The 18,962-nt window shown below is 46.9% G+C and carries 9 protein-coding genes and 1 tRNA gene; 9 read left to right on the forward strand and 1 reads right to left on the reverse strand.

What is annotated here, in order from left to right; genetic code table 11:
- Positions 1–36: 36 nt before the first annotated feature.
- From RIF36_RS16905 to RIF36_RS16925, 5 genes are all read left to right on the forward strand, one after another.
- Positions 37–3,369, forward strand: coding sequence for a SusC/RagA family TonB-linked outer membrane protein (locus RIF36_RS16905; protein ID WP_350119427.1), 3,333 nt, complete (start codon positions 37–39; stop codon positions 3,367–3,369).
- Between the two features lie 11 nt (positions 3,370–3,380).
- Positions 3,381–4,850: a RagB/SusD family nutrient uptake outer membrane protein gene (locus RIF36_RS16910; RefSeq protein WP_350119425.1), complete on the forward strand. Its 1,470-nt coding sequence runs from the start codon at positions 3,381–3,383 to the stop codon at positions 4,848–4,850.
- A gap of 114 nt (positions 4,851–4,964) precedes the next feature.
- The gene (locus tag RIF36_RS16915; RefSeq protein ID WP_350119422.1) at positions 4,965–6,632 is read left to right on the forward strand and encodes an FAD-dependent oxidoreductase; all 1,668 of its coding nucleotides are present in this window, start codon (positions 4,965–4,967) and stop codon (positions 6,630–6,632) included.
- 126 nt (positions 6,633–6,758) lie between these two features.
- Positions 6,759–8,426, forward strand: coding sequence for an FAD-dependent oxidoreductase (locus tag RIF36_RS16920; RefSeq protein ID WP_350149429.1), 1,668 nt, complete (start codon positions 6,759–6,761; stop codon positions 8,424–8,426).
- A 23-nt stretch (positions 8,427–8,449) separates the two neighbouring features.
- Positions 8,450–10,087 carry an FAD-dependent oxidoreductase gene (locus RIF36_RS16925; protein WP_350125577.1) on the forward strand — a complete coding sequence of 546 codons (1,638 nt, stop codon included), beginning with the start codon at positions 8,450–8,452 and terminating at the stop codon, positions 10,085–10,087.
- Positions 10,088–10,167: 80 nt separating this feature from the next.
- On the opposite strand, the gene RIF36_RS16930 is transcribed toward RIF36_RS16925, so the two are convergent.
- Positions 10,168–11,853, reverse strand: coding sequence for an amidohydrolase (locus RIF36_RS16930; RefSeq protein WP_350125580.1), 1,686 nt, complete (start codon positions 11,851–11,853; stop codon positions 10,168–10,170).
- A gap of 254 nt (positions 11,854–12,107) precedes the next feature.
- Here RIF36_RS16930 and rpsA point away from each other — a divergent pair, with 254 nt between their 5' ends.
- From rpsA to RIF36_RS16950, 4 genes are all read left to right on the forward strand, one after another.
- A complete protein-coding gene (gene rpsA / locus RIF36_RS16935) occupies positions 12,108–14,063 on the forward strand; it encodes a 30S ribosomal protein S1 (RefSeq protein WP_151997361.1) in 1,956 nt (651 codons plus the stop codon).
- Between the two features lie 108 nt (positions 14,064–14,171).
- Positions 14,172–14,242 (forward strand) — tRNA-Cys (locus RIF36_RS16940).
- A gap of 260 nt (positions 14,243–14,502) precedes the next feature.
- Entirely contained in the window at positions 14,503–15,819 is a 1,317-nt protein-coding gene (locus tag RIF36_RS16945; protein ID WP_350125583.1) for a c-type cytochrome, read from the forward strand.
- A gap of 25 nt (positions 15,820–15,844) precedes the next feature.
- Positions 15,845–18,958 carry a TAT-variant-translocated molybdopterin oxidoreductase gene (locus RIF36_RS16950; RefSeq protein WP_350125586.1) on the forward strand — a complete coding sequence of 1,038 codons (3,114 nt, stop codon included), beginning with the start codon at positions 15,845–15,847 and terminating at the stop codon, positions 18,956–18,958.
- Positions 18,959–18,962 lie beyond the last annotated feature (4 nt).

Here is an 18,962-nt window from a genome sequence, read left to right on the forward strand (position 1 = left end):
CTTAGTAAAATAGGATTCACTAAAACATTTAAAATTATGAAAAATGCACTACTGAGGAAAATTATTCTTATGTCCAGGTTGATGCTATATGGAATATTTGTGCAGGCGTTCTTTATTTCTTTGCTCAATGCGGGAGATATTGCTGCCCAGGAGAGTATATACGAGATCAAGCTGGATGTTTATCAGCAAGACAAAACAGTCTCCCAGTTCTTTAAATACGTCGAAAGAAAAACGGATTTTAAGTTCACCTATAATAGCGATCAGGTCGATCTCAATTCGAAGGTCTCGATCAGCGCCACCGACAAATCTCTTGGAGACATTCTCGAGGAAGTTTCTCAAAAAGCCAAAATGAACTTCAGGCGAATAGACTACAACATCCATGTGAGTAAAAAGGAAGACACTTCCGATCAGGTGGAAGAGGTGATAAGTGTTTTCACTGCCGACGTACCGATATCAGGAAAGGTATTTGACGAGAATGGCGACCCATTGCCTGGCGCAACGATTGTGGTAAAGGGAACGGCAGTGGGCACTATCAGTGATATTAATGGGAGCTTTAATTTGCTAGCACCCAATGATGCAACAAGCCTTATTGTTTCTTTTGTTGGCTATCAGAGCCAGGAAGTGTCTATTGCCGGACGGAGCACAATAGACGTGACGCTACAGGCTGATATTCAGGCGCTTCAGGAGATTGTTGTGATTGGCTACGGTGCAGTGAAGAAAGCAGACATAACCGGATCGGTAGCCCAAGTGAAAAGCGAAGAACTACAGGCCGTACCAGTGTTCAACGTAGAGCAAGCCCTCAAGGCACGTGCCGCAGGCGTGCAGGTAACGCAGAACTCGGGAGAACCCGGTGGAAGAATTGAGGTGCGCATACGAGGTGGTAATTCAATGATTGGCAGCAACCAGCCTTTATACGTGGTAGACGGCTTTCCTATGACGGGTGGCATCAACTTCCTAAACCCCGCCGACATCGAGTCCATCGACATTTTGAAAGATGCCTCTGCCACCGCCATTTACGGTGCCCGTGGCGCCAACGGCGTGGTAATTATTACCTCCAAACGAGGCACTACAAATCAAAAAGGGAAAATAGAAGTCAATAGCTTTTATGGGGTTCAAACAGCGACAAAGCAGTACGACTTGATGAATGCCAAAGAGTATGCTGTGATTGCCAACGAATGGTTGAAAAATGGTGGTCAAACCCCCTTTTTCGATGTAAATGCCGTACAAAACCCCGGAACCGATTGGCAGGATGAAGTATTGAGGGCTGCGCCTATTCAGAACCACACCATCGCATTTTCGGGAGGATCGGAGAAGACACGATATTCCCTTTCAGGTAATTATTTTGATCAGGAAGGTATTCTGATAAACACAGGAGCAAAGAGAGGCTCAGTAAGATTGAATTTGGATCACGAGGTCAATGATTGGCTGAAAACGGGTGTCAACCTGAACGTTTCCAGAAGACAGCAGCTATCTGTGCCGGTTAATAATGGCTACCGTGGTACAACAGTACTCTCCGCTGCAGCGTCGGCCCCTCCAACGCTTTCAGTGTATGACGAGAATGGCCTGCCCACACAAATTGAGAAGGCATACAACTTTGGCTCTGCCGACATGAGAAACCCAATGATTTTTGCTCAAAATCAAACGGATGCCCTGTCTAACAATGTTGTCGGAAATGCTAATTTCGAAGTGAAGATAACTGAAGACCTCTCATTCAAAACCCTTTTGGGAATTGAGTACGCTTACACACTTAGCGACTACTTCTCGCCAATTATTTTCGAGAACGACAGGGGATCAGCTTCGCAAAACAACTACTACAGGAGCTCTTTCCTGAATGAAAACACCTTGCGATACAACAAGACCTTTAACGATCTGCATAGCCTAAGTGTAGTGGCTGGCTATACCTACCAGACAGACATGAACAGAAGTTTTGGTATTGGCGTGAGTGGGTTCTCAAATAACACCACCAGGAATTACAACCTGGCGGCTGCCGAAACGATCAATACGCCTGGTTCAGGGATTTCCGAATGGACACTTGCTTCCTGGCTGGCAAGGGCAAACTACTCATTCAATGACAAATACCTGCTTACAGTTAGCATGAGAACGGACGGATCTTCACGGTTTGGCACCAACAACAAGTGGGCCGTCTTTCCTTCAGCAGCTATTGGCTGGAGAATTTCAGAAGAGGACTTCATGAGAAATGTCACAGCAGTGAGCGACCTGAAACTAAGGGCCAGCTACGGAATCACCGGAAATACTGCGTTGTCTCCTTACCAGTCACTTGATCGGATGAACTCTGTCAGGGCCATCTATGCCGACCAGAGCCCCTCAATAGGATTTAGCCCCTCAGGAATATCGAATCCCGATTTGAAGTGGGAGACCACTGCACAGATGGACATAGGCGTTGATTTCGGCATGCTCGACAACCGTTTGCGGTTCACTGCCGATTACTACAAGAAGAATACCACTGACCTGCTCGCATCGGTACCACTTCCTCCATCAGTTGGATTTGGCTCTATTCTTCAGAATGTCGGCGAAATTGAGAATCAGGGTTTTGAATTTACGGTGAATACCGACATTCTGACCCGTGCAGTCACTTGGGATGTAACAGCAAGTTTCTCGGCCAATAAAAACAAGGTAGTAGAAATTGCAGGAGGCAGCGACATCCTGAGTGCGGGGCAAGGTGCTTTGTGGTCGAGCACCAACATAGCCAGAGAAGGCGAGCCATTAGGAAGTTTTTATGGCTATTTGGAAGACGGATTGACCGATCAGGGCTTTATTAAGTATATGGATCTGAACGGCGATGGTATCATCAACTCGCTTGATCGCACCATCCTCGGCAACCCCAACCCTGGTTTCTTCTACGGGATCAATTCTCATCTCACTTACAAGGGTTTCGATTTGAACGTATTCTTCGAGGGCGTGTATGGTAATCAAATATTCAATGCTACCAACGGCACCCACTTGAATTCATTCCAGCGTGGCAACAACCAGTTTCGGGACTTGCTTGGGAATTACTGGACCGAGGAAAACCCCAACCCAAATGCCAAATACCCCAAGATCAGCTCGGCAACAGCTATTGACATATCTGATCGGTTCATTGAGCAGGGAAATTACCTGAGAGTTAAATCCATCAGGTTGGCCTACAACCTACCCGTGAAAAACTGGGGGATGAATTGGGCTGACCAGGCACAGATTTATTTGTCGGGCACCAACATGTTTACTTTCACCAAGTACACAGGTCTTGATCCTGAAGTCAACACAAAGGGTGTCGAGTCATCGAATATCTCCAGTCGTTTAGAAATGGGGCATGATCAAAGTAGCTACCCTAATGCGAAAATGTCTTCCATTGGTTTGAAAATTAACTTCTAAATCTGACAGTCATGAAGAGAATATCATACATATATGGCATAGCCATCACAGCAGTATCGTCAATTTTCCTTTTGTCATGTTCCGACATGCTGGATGAAGTTCCGAAGGACTTTGTTTCGAGAGCAAACTATTATCAGAATGAAGCAGATGCCCAGGGTGCCCTGAATGGCGCCTACAGTTCAGTTGGTCCGGATTTTTACGGGATTACTAACTATTTGATGACGGAGCTTCAGGGCGACTACTTAAATGGTAGGGGGTCACAAGCACCCATATCTATTGTTGATCAGGTATTAAATCAACAAAATATTGGCCGGGCAAACGCTAATTGGGGCACACTGTATAGTGCTATCAACAGAGCCAACGCTGTTTTGGATAACGTGCCTCTTATTGAAAACATCTCTGAGGAAGCTCGGGAACGTATCCTGGCCGAGGCGCATTTTCTTCGGGCACTTGCGTATTTTGAGCTGGTGCGTGGCTGGGGGCCTGTTCCAGTTAAAACAACTGAGAGTAAAGACTTGTCTGAGTTGTCTTCGCCAAGAGAGCCCGAGGCAGTTGTTTACCAACTGATCATCGACGACGCCAAAGCGGCAGAGGCTGGGCTCGGATCTGTACAAAACGAAACCGGAAAGGCGTCCGTTTGGGCGGCGAAAATGCTATTGGCCCATGTTTATCTGACAACGGAAAACTGGGCGCTGGCAGCGGAAAAGGCTGATGAAGTGATAACTGGCGGCCCCTATTCACTTGTTTCTGTTAGCGTGCCCAACGATTTCTATAAAATATTTGCTGCAGAAACCAGCCCTGAAGACATCATGTCGGTTCACCACTCTGATATAAGCGGATCAGCAATTCCTACTTATATTCACATGGGAAGCAACTATCCCTATAACTATAGTAGCTCTGGGTTCTTTGCCTGGTTGCCAGACACTACCTCATTCATTGGTGCCAGCTGGGATGACAATGACCTTAGAAAGCCCTTCAACTTGTACCGGGAGTTTCAAAACGCAGCCGGTAATTGGGTGTCGCTACCGTCTACAGCACCCGTTCTTTTTAAGAAATTCATAACCAATTCCGAGGGACTTAGCATTTACAGTGTTCCCGTCTATCGGTTCACCGAAGCCTTTCTTTTCTATGCGGAAGCCTCGGCAATGGCTGACGGAGCACCTTCGGCACTGGCACTGGAACGACTAAATATGATCAAACGCCGGGCCTACGGATATGCTCCTCAGGCGCCCTCGCCGGTTGATTATCCAAGTGGCATGAGTAGAGATGAATTTATTGAAACGGTACTGCAGGAAAGGGCCTACGAATTTATTTTAGAGCGTCGTCGCTGGTGGGATTTGAAAAGAACAAATCGGGTCAAGGAAGCTTTTGCTGAAGTTGGCAAAACATTTATTGATCAGCGTATGCTTTGGCCAATTCCTGAGAGTGAGATCAACAACAATCCCGCTATTACTCAGCAGGATCAGAATCCAGGCTATTGAAAACTAGGTTGGTTGGTAAATGGGTGAGCGTAAGCTATTGCGCCACCCTATTACCTCCATTCCTTTCAATCAAAGCCATTGTTGATTTGTTATAACCTGATTAAAATCAAGAATATGAAGCTAAAAATAGTTAGCTGTGTGCTTGCCATGCTGTTTCTGGCCACCTCTTTTCATCAGCAGGCACCAGCAGCAAAAAAAGGCCCATCCTATGACCTTGTGGTCTATGGTGGAACCTCGGCCGGAGTTGTTGCAGCTATTCAAGTTGCCCGCTTGGGAAAGAAGGCCATCATCATCGAGCCGGGAGGTCGCCTGGGAGGTGCAATGAGTGGTGGGCTTGGCTGGTCTGATATCGGCAATGAGGAGACGATAGGAGGTATATCGTTAGAATTCTTTCAAAGAGTACATGAGTATTATCAGGATGAATCAGTGTGGAAAGCACAGACTCGTTCATCGTACCAGCTAAACGGCAATCACGCCATTTCAGAACGTGGCCCTATGTGGACGTTTGAGCCGGAAGTGGCTCAAAAGATACTGCTGGAGATGATAGCCTCAGCTCCACAGAAGATAGAAGTGGTTTACAATGAACGTATTGACCTGAAAAAGGGTGTTCAAAAGAAGAACGGCGAGATCAAAGCGCTAAAGACAGAATCGGGAAAAGTATTTATCGGCAAATTCTTTATAGATGCTTCTTACGAAGGCGATTTGTTGGCATTGGCCGACGTATCTTACCACGTAGGCAGGGAAAGTCGGGATACCTATAATGAGTCTCTTGCCGGTGTTCTGGGGCCAACTATTAAGGTAAGGCAGCCTAAGCAGTTTTTTGGGCCGGAAATCTCTCCTTATGATGACAACGGTCAATTGCTTCCCACCATTCAAGACGTGCCCATGGGCGAGCAAGGACAGGGCGATAACAAAATTCAGGCATTCAACTTCAGAACCTGCCTTACTACTTTCGAACCCAACAAAATTCCCATCGAGAGACCTGACAACTATGACTCTATGCAGTATGAATTGTTGTACCGGTATATCGAGCTGAAAAAGCTTACGAAAATCAGTCAGGTGCTGACCATCAGTGCCATTCCCAACCTCAAAACCGACATCAATGATGGAGGTCATGGTTCGCCTTTCTCCACCGATTATAACGGAATGAACTGGGACTACCCGGAGGGGGACTATGCCACCAGAGAGCGTATTTGGAAAGAACACTACGATTTCACCATTGGCCTATTCTATTTCCTTGGTCACGATCCACGGTTACCACAAGCAATGCGTGGCGAAATGCTGTCATACGGGCTGCCAAAGGATGAATATGTCGACTCAGGCAACTGGACGCCGCAAATGTACATTAGGGAAACCAGGCGAATGATTGGCGGGCATGTGCTGACGCAAGCCGACTGTCAGGAGACAGTGACCAAACCAAATTCAATAGGAATGGCCTCCTACGGGCCGGACTCCCACCATGTGCAAAGGGTAGTTTATAATGGCGAAGTGCAGAACGAAGGAAATTTTCTGGAGCCGCACAAGTCGTACGAAATACCGCTTGGCGTCATATTGCCGAAGTCAAATGAGTGTAAAAACCTGCTCGTGCCGGTATGCGTGTCCAGTTCACATATCGCTTTTGGGTCGATACGGATGGAGCCAGTATTCATGATCATGGGCCAGGCTGCAGGCACTCTTGTTTCTCTGGCAATCGACAATCACTTGCCAGTTCAGGAGGTGGGTTATGATGAGCTGAGGAGCCAATTGTTAAAAGACAAACAAAAACTGAAGCTGGATGAGTAGGCTCCAGTTTGTTGGCAGGCACTGGGGGGCTTGGCGCAGAAGAAATACCTTGCAACCTGCTACTCGTAAAAGTATCCTTTGCCAATTGACCCCAACATTCGAACTTTAACCTAAAAAAATCTGACTATGAAAAAATGGCTAACACTCTTTGCGGCACTTGCACTTGTCTCTTCCGCTTGCACTCCCGACAAATCTTCGACAAGTGATCCACTTGTTTACTCAGCGGACATTGTGGTGTACGGCGGCACCTCCGCAGCCGTAACCGCTGCCGTGCAGGCCAAAAAAATGGGAAAAACGGTGATAATGGTGTCGCCCGATACTCACCTCGGAGGGCTGTCGTCGGGCGGTCTCGGCTTCACCGACACTGGCAGAAAAGAAGTGATCGGAGGCCTTTCGAGGGAGTTTTACCACCGGCTCTACCAGCACTACCAAAAACCTGACTCGTGGAAATGGCAGCAGCAGTCGGAGTATGGCAACAAAGGGCAGGGCACACCAGCCATCGATGGCAACTCAAGAACGATGTGGATATTTGAACCGCATGCAGCCGAGAATGTGTTCGAAGGGTTTGTTACGGAAAATGAAATCGAAATTTATAGAGACGAATGGCTCGACAGGGAAGGCGGTCTGGTGAAGGAAAATGGTAGGATTGTGTCTTTCAAAACGCTAAGTGGCAAAACATTTACCGGGAAAATGTTCATCGACGCCACCTACGAAGGCGACCTTATGGCTAGCGCCGGGGTCAGCTATCATGTAGGTCGTGAAGCCAATAGTGTGTATGGTGAAGAATGGAATGGTGTGCAGGCGGGTGTATTTCACCATGGCCACTATTTTAAAGAAAATATTGACCCTTACCTGGTGCCAGGAGACCCATCAAGCGGGCTTCTTCCTTATATTTCAAGTGATGAGCCTGGCCCCAATGGTTCTGGCGACCATAAGATACAGGCTTATTGCTTTCGTATGTGCCTGAGTAACCACCCCGACAACCGTGTGCCTTTTGTCAAACCGGAAGGGTATGACCCGTCAAAATACGAATTGCTTGCAAGGGTGTATGCCGCTGGCTGGGGTGAAACATTTCAAAAATTTGACCCCATTCCCAATCGGAAGACGGACACCAACAACCATGGCCCTTTCAGTACCGATTTTATTGGCATGAACTACGACTACCCTGAAGCCACCTATGCAAGAAGAAGGGAAATCATTGCCGAACACGAAAGCTATCAAAAGGGCTTGATGTACTATCTGGCGAATGACCCTAACGTGCCAGAGGATGTTCGTACGGAGATGAGCCAATGGGGCCTCGCAAAGGATGAATTTACCGACAATGGCAACTGGCCTCATCAGATATATGTGCGTGAGGCCAGGCGCATGATAGGAGACCACGTAATGACAGAGCATGATGTGCTTAACCACAATGTGGTGCCTAAGCCAGTCGGGATGGGTTCTTATACGCTGGATGCTCACAATTCTCAGCGATATGTAACTACCGAGGGCTTTGTCCAGAATGAAGGCGACATTGGAGTCCATGCGCCAGAGCCTTACAGCATTTCGTATGGATCTATCGTGCCAAAGGCAAGTGAATGTGAAAACCTGCTGGTGCCTGTTTGTGTATCAAGCACGCATATTGCCTTCGGCTCCATCAGAATGGAACCTGTTTTCATGATCCTGGGGCAGAGTGCTGCCACTGCTGCCGTGCAGGCAATAGCTGACAATGTACCAGTACAGGGAGTAGACTATGAGAAGCTTAAGGCGCAACTTATTAAAGACACTCAGAAGCTTACAATGGAAGACATCTAAACAACCGACTAACTACAATCTTTATGAAAAATATCATCTTATTACTTGCCTTAGTTTTCATCTTTTCTTGTTCTTCCTCCACCGGCGAGGAGCAGTCGTCAGGATACGACATTGTTGTGTACGGAGGAACCTCGGGTGGCATTGCAGCGGCTGTTCAGGCATCAAGGATGGGCAAAAAGGTACTACTTATTGAGCCATCAAAGCACATTGGCGGCTTAACTACTGGCGGACTGGGGCAAACAGATATTGGCAACAAACAAGCCATCGGCGGCATATCAAGGGAGTTTTATACCAATATCCGCACCCATTACAACGACCCCGCTAACTGGAAGTGGCAGGAACCATCCGCCTATATGGACGGAGGGCAAACCCGCACAGTGGAAGGTGAGCCTACCATGTGGACTTTTGAGCCGTCGGCAGCAATGAAGGTTTATGAACAGATGATAGCCAAAGAAAAAATTGAGCTGGTCATCAACAAAAAGCTCAATAGAGAAGCTGGCGTAACCATGAATGGAACCAGTATATCTCAAATTGAAATGCAGGACGGCACGGTGTACACTGGCAAAGTGTTTATCGACGCCACTTATGAAGGCGATCTGATGGCGGCGGCTGGTGTGAGCTACCACGTAGGCCGTGAAGCGAACAGTGTCTACAACGAGACCTACAACGGAGTACAATTATTGGATGGGCATCAATTCCCCGAGGGTATTGATCCCTACGTCAAAAAAGGTGACCCAAACAGCGGCTTGCTGTGGGGCATAACGGACGACGAGCTAAAGGAGCAGGGTAGCGGCGACGATTTGGTGCAGACTTACAACTTCAGGATTTGCTTGACGACTAATCAGGACAATATGGTGCCAATCACCGAGCCTGACAACTACGACCCTGCCAGATATGAACTGCTGTTGAGACTTCTGGAGGCCTTGCCAGACAGAAGAAAGCTGAACAATCATTTTATCTGGAGTCACATGCCCAATGAGAAAACGGACATTAACAACAGGGGTGCGTTTTCTACTGACATGATCGGTATGAGTCATGCCTATCCCGAGGCTAGCTACGAAGAGAGGGAGGCCATTATTAAAGAGCATGAAGACTACACAAAAGGGCTGCTTTATTTCTACGCTTCTGATCCACGGGTACCAACTGAACTTCGGGAAGAAATGAAAACCTGGGGCTACCCCAAAGATGAATACACAAGCAATGGCAATTGGTCGCCGCAGTTGTATGTGAGGGAAGTACGCCGCATGATCGGAGAATATGTCATGACGCAAGCCAACTGTGTTGGGGAGGAAGTAATTAGTGACCCCGTTGGGCTAGCTGCTTACACGATGGACTCACACAATTGCCAGCGCATAGTAGTGGATGGCATGGTGAAAAATGAAGGAAACGTAGAAGTTGGAGGTTTTCCTCCATATCCAATATCCTACCGTTCCATTGTACCGAAGAAAGACCAGGCTACCAACCTGCTGGTGCCTGTGGCGCTTTCCGCCAGTCACATCGCTTTTGGCTCAATCAGAATGGAGCCTGTGTTCATGGTGCTGGGCCAGTCAGCAGCCACAGCAGCTGCATTGGCCATCGATAACAGACAAAACGTGCAGGCTGTCAACTATGACGCTTTGAAAAAGCAACTGCTCGAGGATGGTCAGCGATTGAACCCCTAACAGGTCACAAAATTAAAAAGCAAGTTTCAGTAGTTTGGTAGGTGAGGTTAAACCCCGGCTTTTTGGGCCGGGGTTAAATTTTACTTTTCAAACAGCACCTCTCCACCCACAATGGTCATCACCACCCGGGTATTGAGAATGTTCATCTCATCAATTGTCATGATATCCTTATCAAATACAGTGAAATCAGCGAGTTTGCCTACTTCAATGGATCCTTTGATGTCCTCCTCAAAAGCACCGTAAGCAGCATCCAGCGTGTAGGAAATCAGTGCCTGCTCCCGGGTCATTTTCTGATCGGCTTCGTAACCGCCTTCAGGGGTTCCTTTCAGCGTTTTACGAGTCACCGACGCATAGAAGGAGGGGAGTGGGGCAAGTGGTTCCACAGGAGCATCAGTTCCATTGATCACTTTGGCACCACTTTGCAAAAGCTTCTGCCACACATAGGCACCATCTACAATTCTTTTCTCCCCAAGTCTGTTGATAGCCCAGGGCCTGTCGCTCGACATATGAATGGCTTGCATAGCCGCAATCACCCCTAATTCTGCAAACCTTGGGATGTCGGCCAGGTCGAGGTGTTGTGCATGCTCAATCCTGAACCGTGAATCTTTGGCGTTTTCGGGGTTGTTCTTCAGAGCGGCTTCATAGATATCCAGTACCTCCTGATTACCCCGATCGCCAATGGCGTGCGTGCAAATCTGGAAGCCAGCGGCCAGCCCTTCGTTGGTCACTTTCTCTATTTCTTCCATTGGCGTCACATTGTGGCCAAACACCCCCGGCATGTCGCTGTATTCTTCCAGCAGCCAGGCACCTCTTGAACCAAGTGCGCCATCTGAGTAGAGCTTTATTGAGCGAACCGTCAGGTGATTGTCGCCAAGCCCGATTTCAGGTCCCTTGTCGTAGTATTCCTCCAGCAGAGCCTGGTCATGCCCGCTCAACATAGTGTAGAGCCTTATTTTGAGTTTTCCTTCTTCGGCAAACTGCTTGAAAAGCTCAATATCATCTTTGCCAGCTCCAGCGTTTTGGAAACTGGTAATGCCCAATTCTAAACACGACTCAACAGCTAGCTCAAGCGCCCTTTGCTGTTTTTCGATAGTGGTTTCAGGAATGGCAGCCCTAATGAGCCCCTGAGCCGTCTCGTTAAACAGTCCCGTAGGCTCGCCATTGATGTCACGGAAGATATCGCCGCCGTCTGGTGTCTTCGTATCTTTGGTGATGCCCGCCAGCTCCATGGCTTTGGCATTGGCGAAACCAGCATGCCCGCTCGCATGCGAAAGAAACACCGGGTGATTCGGAACTGCTTCACTTAGCAAGTGATGCGTTTGAAAGCCGTCGACCATTCTTTCTGCTGGTTTTATCCACTTGTCCTGATGCCAGCCCCGGCCAAGTATCCATTCGCCCTCCGGCGTTTCGTCTGCCACTTTTTTCACCTGTGCCACAAGCTCTTCATAACTGGTTGTGGCCATCAAATCCACGTTCATCAGGTTGTAACCCACGCCCATAATGTGTGCATGAGATTCAATAAAACCCGGTGTCATCGTTTTGCCTTCAAGATTAATCACCTGAGTTTCCGGCCCCACCATATCCTCAGCGCCATCTTTGCTACCCACATATATAATAGAGTCGCCGGTTACAGCCACAGCATCTGCCTTCTGTCCGCCCACGGCGGTGTAAATATTACCTCCCCAAATGACCATGTCGGCCTTGGGGGTTTCCTGGCACGCTGTAAAGGCCAGGCCGATAACAATGAGTAGAATGGTTGGTTTCATATACTTTTACAAATGGGTTAAAACTGAGTAAGCTCGAAATACTCACTTATGTTTCTCTTTTCAAAGAAGAATTATTCCTGACCTGGAGGCACTAAGGCATTATTAACACACCTATTTTTTAATCTTAGTGAAAAATGTCTAATTTTGCGCTCCCATTCGGGTGAATGGGCTTCCGGGCATTCTGGATGAGTTTAAACTAAATATTGTTGTGGGCTGGTCCTGCTGCAACAGTGTAATTTTGGACCTTTATTTTTATGGGAGAAACAGCAGTAGAATTTGATTGGGAAGGCTTGTCAGCCAAAGGATTTGGCGAAGGCTATTCAAAATCAAAGCGTGCCGAAATGGAGAAACTCTATGAAGGCACTCTTAACTCGATCACTGAAAAAGAAGTGATCAACGGAACGGTTGTAGGTATTACTGACCGTGACGTAATCGTTAACATCGGTTTCAAATCCGACGGACTTGTGGCCCTGTCTGAATTTCGTGACAGACCTGAGTTGAAAGTTGGTGACGAAGTGCAGGTGTATATTGAGGAGCAGGAAAACGCCAATGGGCAGCTTGTTCTTTCAAGAAGAAAAGCCAAAATCGTTAAGGCATGGGAAACCATCCAACACGCTTATGAGCACGATGAAGTGATCGAAGGTATGGTGAAACGCCGTACTAAAGGTGGTCTTATCGTCGACATCTATGGTGTTGAGGCATTCCTTCCAGGCTCACAAATTGATGTGAAGCCAATTCGTGACTTCGATGTATTCGTTGGTAAGAAAATGGAAGTGAAAGTTGTGAAGATCAACTACACCAACGACAACGTGGTAGTATCTCACAAAGTATTGATCGAAAAAGATCTTGAGAAGCAAAAGGCCGAAATCCTGAACAACCTTGAAAAAGGTCAGGTACTCGAAGGTGTGATCAAGAACATGACCAACTTTGGTGTGTTCATCGACCTTGGTGGTGTTGACGGCCTGTTGCACATTACTGATATCTCCTGGGGACGTATCAACCATCCGGAAGAAGTGCTTCAGCTTGACGCAAAAGTCAACGTGGTTGTACTCGACTTCGATGATGAGAAGAAGCGTATTTCTCTGGGTATGAAACAACTTACGTCACATCCTTGGGATTCACTTGGCAAAGAGATCGAAATTGGTTCTAAAGTGAAGGGCAAGATTGTGAACGTAGCAGACTACGGTGCATTCCTTGAATTGCTTCCTGGCGTTGAAGGTTTGATCCACGTATCTGAAATGTCATGGTCTCAGCACCTGCGCAACCCTCAAGACTTCATCAGCATTGGCGATGAAATCGAAGCGGTTGTGTTAACTATCGACAGAGACGAGCGCAAAATGTCACTTGGTATCAAGCAGCTTTCTGAAGATCCATGGACCAAGCAAGACCTTATTGTTAGCTATGCAGTAGGCACCAAGCACAAAGGCGTGGTTCGTAACCTGACTAACTTCGGCTTGTTCATTGAGCTTGAAGAAGGCATCGACGGCCTTGTACACGTGTCTGACTTGTCATGGACCAAGAAGATCAAGCACCCATCTGAATTCGTTAAAGTAGGAGACGAGCTTGAAGTGGTCGTTCTTGAGCTTGACGTTGACAACAGAAGACTGGCGCTAAGCCATAAGCACCTTGAAGAAAACCCTTGGGATACTTTCGAAACTGTATTCACCAGAGGATCTGTTCACAAGTGTACGATCATCAATAAGAGCGAAAAAGGAGCGATCCTTGAATTGCCCTACGGTCTTGAAGGATTTTCAACTACCAAAAACCTTACTAAGGAAGACGGATCAGTTGCTGAAGCCGGAGAAACACTTGACTTCATGGTAATGGAGTTTTCTAAAGATGAGAAGCGCATTGCTCTTTCTCATACTGCTATCTTTAGCGAGCCACAGCCTCAGGAAAGACCAAAGGCGGCTCCTGCTAAGAAAGATGTGAAAGGAAAGTCGAAGGCTGTTGACAGAATCAACAAAGATGCTGAGAAAACAACCCTTGGTGATCTTGAAGCACTTTCAGCATTGAAAGAGCAGATGGAAAGCAAGGCTACGGCACCGAAGAAGGAGGCAGCAAAGCCAAAGGCAGCAGCAAAGGCTGAGGAAGAAAAGCCAGCAGCGAAAGCCAAGGCTGAAGAAAAGCCTGCAGCTGAGGCAGCCAAGCCAAAAGCGAAAAAGGCCAAGGCTGATGAAGCCGACGCCGCTGATGAGAAATCAGAATAACTGAACAATAGAAAAAAGGTGCTTCGGCACCTTTTTTTATTTTGATTGTTTTACCATTGAAACATTTGGACTGATATAGATAATTTCTAGATTTGCAGTCCCAAAAATGGTCGAGTGGCCGAGTGGCTAGGCAGAGCTCTGCAAAAGCTCCTACAGCGGTTCGAATCCGCTCTCGACCTCAATAAAAAAGAGAGGCAAATCGCCTCTCTTTTCTTATTTTAACCCCTCCTCAAAATGTTCAATCCCGGCCTAATTTAAAATAATTCTAAATAGATCATTTTTTCATTGATAAGCCCTTTTAATTAATTGGTATTCAAAGGTTTTAGATATTATTGCACAGTAGTTCAAAATCGGACAAAAATTTACCTCTAAATAAGTTTTTGAAAAGATTGACTCCCATATTAGATTTGCAAGGACTCTAAAAGGTACAACACAAAAGATGCTAAAACCTGTAAAATTCTCTCCTTTCAAGGAAAAAAGCAGACACCTAACCCGCACCTTTTGTCTATCCCTCGTTGCATTAATATTCTCCGCTGCTGTAGCGTTTGCTCAGGACGGTGAAGCTGCATCAGGCGGAGCGGACGATGGCATTCCTTCTGACCCGGCGGTTATCTCAGCCGGAGAAGCATTATTCAAACAAAACTGTACAGTGTGCCACGCAATAAATGATCGGGTTGTGGGCCCGGCCTTGCGTGATATTCACACTCGCAGACCTTTGCCATGGATTATCAGCTTCGTACAGAACTCCCAAAAGGTAATCCAAAGCGGCGACGACTATGCCGTTAAGCTTTACAATGAGTACAACAAGACTCAAATGACCTCGTTTGATTTCTCAAACGAAGAAATCTTATCAGTTGTTGCTTATTTGAAGGCGGAATCTACAAAACCGGCTGAAACAGCTGACCCTACCACTACTACGACCGATGGTCAGGTGGCTCAGGGAGGTGGTTCAGGCGTTCCATCAGAGTATATCAACATTATATTAATAGGCCTTCTAGTAGTATTGGCCTTGATCCTATTGGTGCTTGTACTGATAGTTTCAGTTTTAACAAAATACCTTGCTCAAAAGGATGACCTGGATGAAGCGGACAAAGACGTCGTTCAGAACAGGTTCGACTTGGGTAAGACCCTCAAAGGAAACACCTTCATGGGCTTTGCTGTATTTGTTTTCACAGCCATTGTGCTTAAGAGTGTTATCGACGGTCTGTTCACTGTGGGAGTGCAGCAAGGATACCAGCCTGCGCAGCCCATAGCATTCTCCCACAAGCTGCACGCCGGTCAAATGGAAATTGACTGCAACTATTGCCACACAGGGGTGAGAACAAGCAAATCAGCCAACATCCCATCGCCCAACATTTGTATGAATTGCCATACAGTGATTCAAAACGTGGGAGGTCAAACAGGCATGTCTCCAGAAATTCAAAAAATATACAATGCTATTGATAACAATCAGCCGATCGAATGGGTGAGGGTGCACAACCTGCCCGACCTGGCATATTTCAATCATTCGCAGCACGTGAAGGTAGGAGGGCTTGAATGCCAGACTTGCCATGGAGAGATTCAGGAAATGGACGTAGTGTACCAGTTCGCTCCGTTAACAATGGGCTGGTGTATCAACTGCCATAGAGAAACACAAATAAATACCAAGGATAACGCTTATTATGACAAACTAGTGGAGCTCCACGAAAAGAAGAGCAAAAAGCCAATGACCGTCGAAGACAACGGTGGTTTGGAGTGTGCTAAGTGTCATTATTAATTGAAAAATCATCTCCTGGGACAACATGAAAGAAAATACTAAAATATATTGGAAGGGAATTGAGCAACTGAAGAACGACCCTGAGTTCGTTAAGAATGCTGACAAAGAATTTCCAGAATATCTCCCAATTAGTGAAAATGAAAATGGAAACTCACGTCGTGATTTCCTGAAATTGATGGGATTTGGAGTCGCCGCCGTTTCTTTGGCAGCTTGCGAGGCTCCGATAAGGAAGGCGATACCCTACCTTAACAAGCCAGTAGATGTCGACCCTAGTGTTGCCAACTACTATGCTTCTACTTACATCAATGGTAGCGACTACTGTAGTGTGGTAGTTAAAACAAGAGAGGGTAGGCCTATCAAAATTGAAGGCAACAAGCTTTCGAAATTCTCAGGCGGGGGAACAACTGCTCAGGTAGAAGCAAGTGTGCTTTCTCTTTACGACAAGCAAAGGCTGCAAAACCCGATGAAAGCTGGTGCAGCTGTCACGTGGGATGCGCTTGATGCTGAGGTAAAATCCAAACTAGGAGAGATTGCTGCGGCTGGCGGGCAAATTAAAATAGTTACACATAGTATCGTAAGCCCTTCAACAAAGAAGGCCATTGCTAAATTTATAGCAGCTTACCCAAGTACTCAGGTAATTACCTACGATGCGTCGTCTTATAGCGGAGCGTTGAATGCTAATCTTTCATCATTTGGTATTCGTGCGTTGCCGTCCTACAACTTTAATAAATCAAAGACCACTGTTTCCTTTGGAGCAGATTTCCTGGGAACATGGTTGAATCCGGTGGCTTTTTCGAAGCAATTTGCGGAGACCAGGAAACTTGGGCCTAAGAAGAAAGAAATGTCGAGGCTTTATAGCTTTGAATCAAATCTTTCCCTTACAGGAGCAAACGCTGACTACCGGTCGCCTATCCGTCCTTCAGAAGTTGGTCTTTACATAGGCAACCTTTACAACCTCATTGCCGCTAAGGCAGGGGCACCTGCTATTTCGGTAGCGAAGGTTGATGATACAGTTACTTTGACCAAAGCAGCCAACGATCTTTGGGCTAGCAAGGGAGCCTCGATTGTGGTGTCGGGCGAAAATGACATCAGTGTTCAGACTGTTGTCAACGCAATCAACAACCTACTTGGCAACTACGGAAGCACTCTTAGCTGGGATGCTCCCGTGATGACCAAACAGGGAGACGACGCTATGATGGATGTCTTCGTTACCGACCTGTCTCAGGGATTGGTGAGCGGCGTTATCTTCTTCAATTGTAACCCGGTATACGACCACCCTAAAGGTGCAGTAATTGGTTCGAGCCTTTCTAAGGCCAAGTTTACCCTGTCGACTTCCGATAGAGTAGACGAAACGACCTCTCAGGTGACTTATGTAGCTCCTGATAATCACTACCTGGAATCATGGAACGATGCTGAGCCAGCTAAAGGGCAGTATAGTCTTTCGCAGCCAGCCATTAGCAATATATTCAACACCCGTCAGGCACAACAGTCTTTCTTAACCTGGGGCAATGTATCCACTTCTTACTTTGATTTCATAAAGGAAAATTGGAAGGAGACACATTTTGCCAGCCAAACCGAGATTGGCGATTTCCAGACTTTCTGGGATCAGTGCCTATATAATGGCGTGTTTGAGGGTGATGCAACCTCTACAATGAGTGCTGTTGAGTTTTCAGGCGATGCCAATGCTGCTGCTACTAAAATAGCTGGCAAATACAAGAAAGGCACTGGTTTAGAGCTCGTAACTTATGAAAGTATAGCGATAGGTGCTGGCGAGCAGGCCAACAACCCGTGGTTGCAGGAGATGCCCGATCCACTTTCTAAGGTTTGTTGGGAAAACTACATCAGCATGTCTCAATCTACTGCCAACGAATTGGGCATAGAGATGAAGGAAGGTTTTACCACGAAGGTAAATGTGAAAGCTGGGATAGCCACGGTGACATTGCCAGTAGTGGTTCAGCCAGGCCAGGCAGCTGGCACTGTAGGGGTGGCCCTCGGCTATGGCCGTACGAAAGCAGGCAAAGTAGCTGATGGTGTTGGGGTGAATGCCTTTGCATTGTTGAGCTCAAATAGTGAAGGAATCGTTTATTCTGTGGCTGGCGTAACCATCGAGCCAACAGGAGAAAGCTATAGAATTGCGCAGACACAAACGCACCAGACTTTTATGGGGCGTGAGACAGTTATTCAGGAGGCTACTCTTGCTGAATACAAAGCTGATGCATCTGCCGGCCGTTACAAGCCAATGATATCGAGCTATTCAGGCCCTAAGAAACCTAATGCGGTATCTCTTTGGAAAGGCCATGAATACAACAACCACCATTGGGGCATGGTGATTGACCTCAACTCTTGTACTGGCTGTGCTGCTTGTTCAGTGGCTTGCCAGGTGGAGAACAATATTCCGGTTGTTGGAAAAGAAGAAGTCGTCAACCGTCGTGAAATGGCATGGTTGAGAATCGACAGGTACTACAGCAGCCAGGGAAACAAAGAGGACAAGTCGATGGAAGGCTTGAGCATGCTGGAAAAAGCATCTGAAAACCCTGAAGTAACCTTCCAGCCAATGATGTGTCAGCAGTGTAACAACGCTCCCTGTGAGACTGTTTGCCCGGTTGCTGCCACCACCCACAGCACAGAAGGTCTTAACCAAATGACCTATAACCGTTGTATCGGTACAAGATATTGCGCCAACAACTGTCCTTTCAAAGTACGTCGCTTTAACTGGTTCAAGTACCACGACAACCGTCAGTTCCCTGATAACACTTCCATGAACAATGAGCTTGGCAAGATGGTGTTGAACCCTGACGTGGTGGTTAGAGCACGTGGTGTAATGGAAAAATGTTCTTTCTGCGTGCAAAGAATTCAGACTGGTAAGCTAAATGCCAAAAAGCAAGGCCGACGCCCTGTTGATGGAGAGATTTCAACAGCTTGCGCTACTGCATGTCCTACGGAAGCCATCGTATTTGGTGATATGAAAGACTCTAACAGCAGAATTTCTCAGCTACTTCGTCTTTCTGCTACTGAAGAAGGAGACACTGAAGTGAAAGAAGAAAGAGCTTACAATGTGCTCGAGGAAATCGGCGTGAAACCAAATGTTTGGTATTTCACCAAGATTAGAAATAAAGAATTAACTGATAATCAAGCCTAAGATC

The organism is Imperialibacter sp. (assembly GCF_040222815.1).
GTDB lineage: Bacteria > Bacteroidota > Bacteroidia > Cytophagales > Cyclobacteriaceae > Imperialibacter.

Bases quoted from the DNA above. Each gene is read 5' to 3' on its own strand.
- RIF36_RS16905 (WP_350119427.1), top strand. From the start codon at position 37: ATGAAAAATGCACTACTGAGGAAAATTATTCTTATGTCCAGGTTGATG.
- RIF36_RS16910 (WP_350119425.1), top strand. From the start codon at position 3,381: ATGAAGAGAATATCATACATATATGGCATAGCCATCACAGCAGTATCG.
- RIF36_RS16915 (WP_350119422.1), top strand. From the start codon at position 4,965: ATGAAGCTAAAAATAGTTAGCTGTGTGCTTGCCATGCTGTTTCTGGCC.
- RIF36_RS16920 (WP_350149429.1), top strand. From the start codon at position 6,759: ATGAAAAAATGGCTAACACTCTTTGCGGCACTTGCACTTGTCTCTTCC.
- RIF36_RS16925 (WP_350125577.1), top strand. From the start codon at position 8,450: ATGAAAAATATCATCTTATTACTTGCCTTAGTTTTCATCTTTTCTTGT.
- RIF36_RS16930 (WP_350125580.1), bottom strand. From the start codon at position 11,853: ATGAAACCAACCATTCTACTCATTGTTATCGGCCTGGCCTTTACAGCG.
- rpsA (WP_151997361.1), top strand. From the start codon at position 12,108: ATGGGAGAAACAGCAGTAGAATTTGATTGGGAAGGCTTGTCAGCCAAA.
- RIF36_RS16945 (WP_350125583.1), top strand. From the start codon at position 14,503: ATGCTAAAACCTGTAAAATTCTCTCCTTTCAAGGAAAAAAGCAGACAC.
- RIF36_RS16950 (WP_350125586.1), top strand. From the start codon at position 15,845: ATGAAAGAAAATACTAAAATATATTGGAAGGGAATTGAGCAACTGAAG.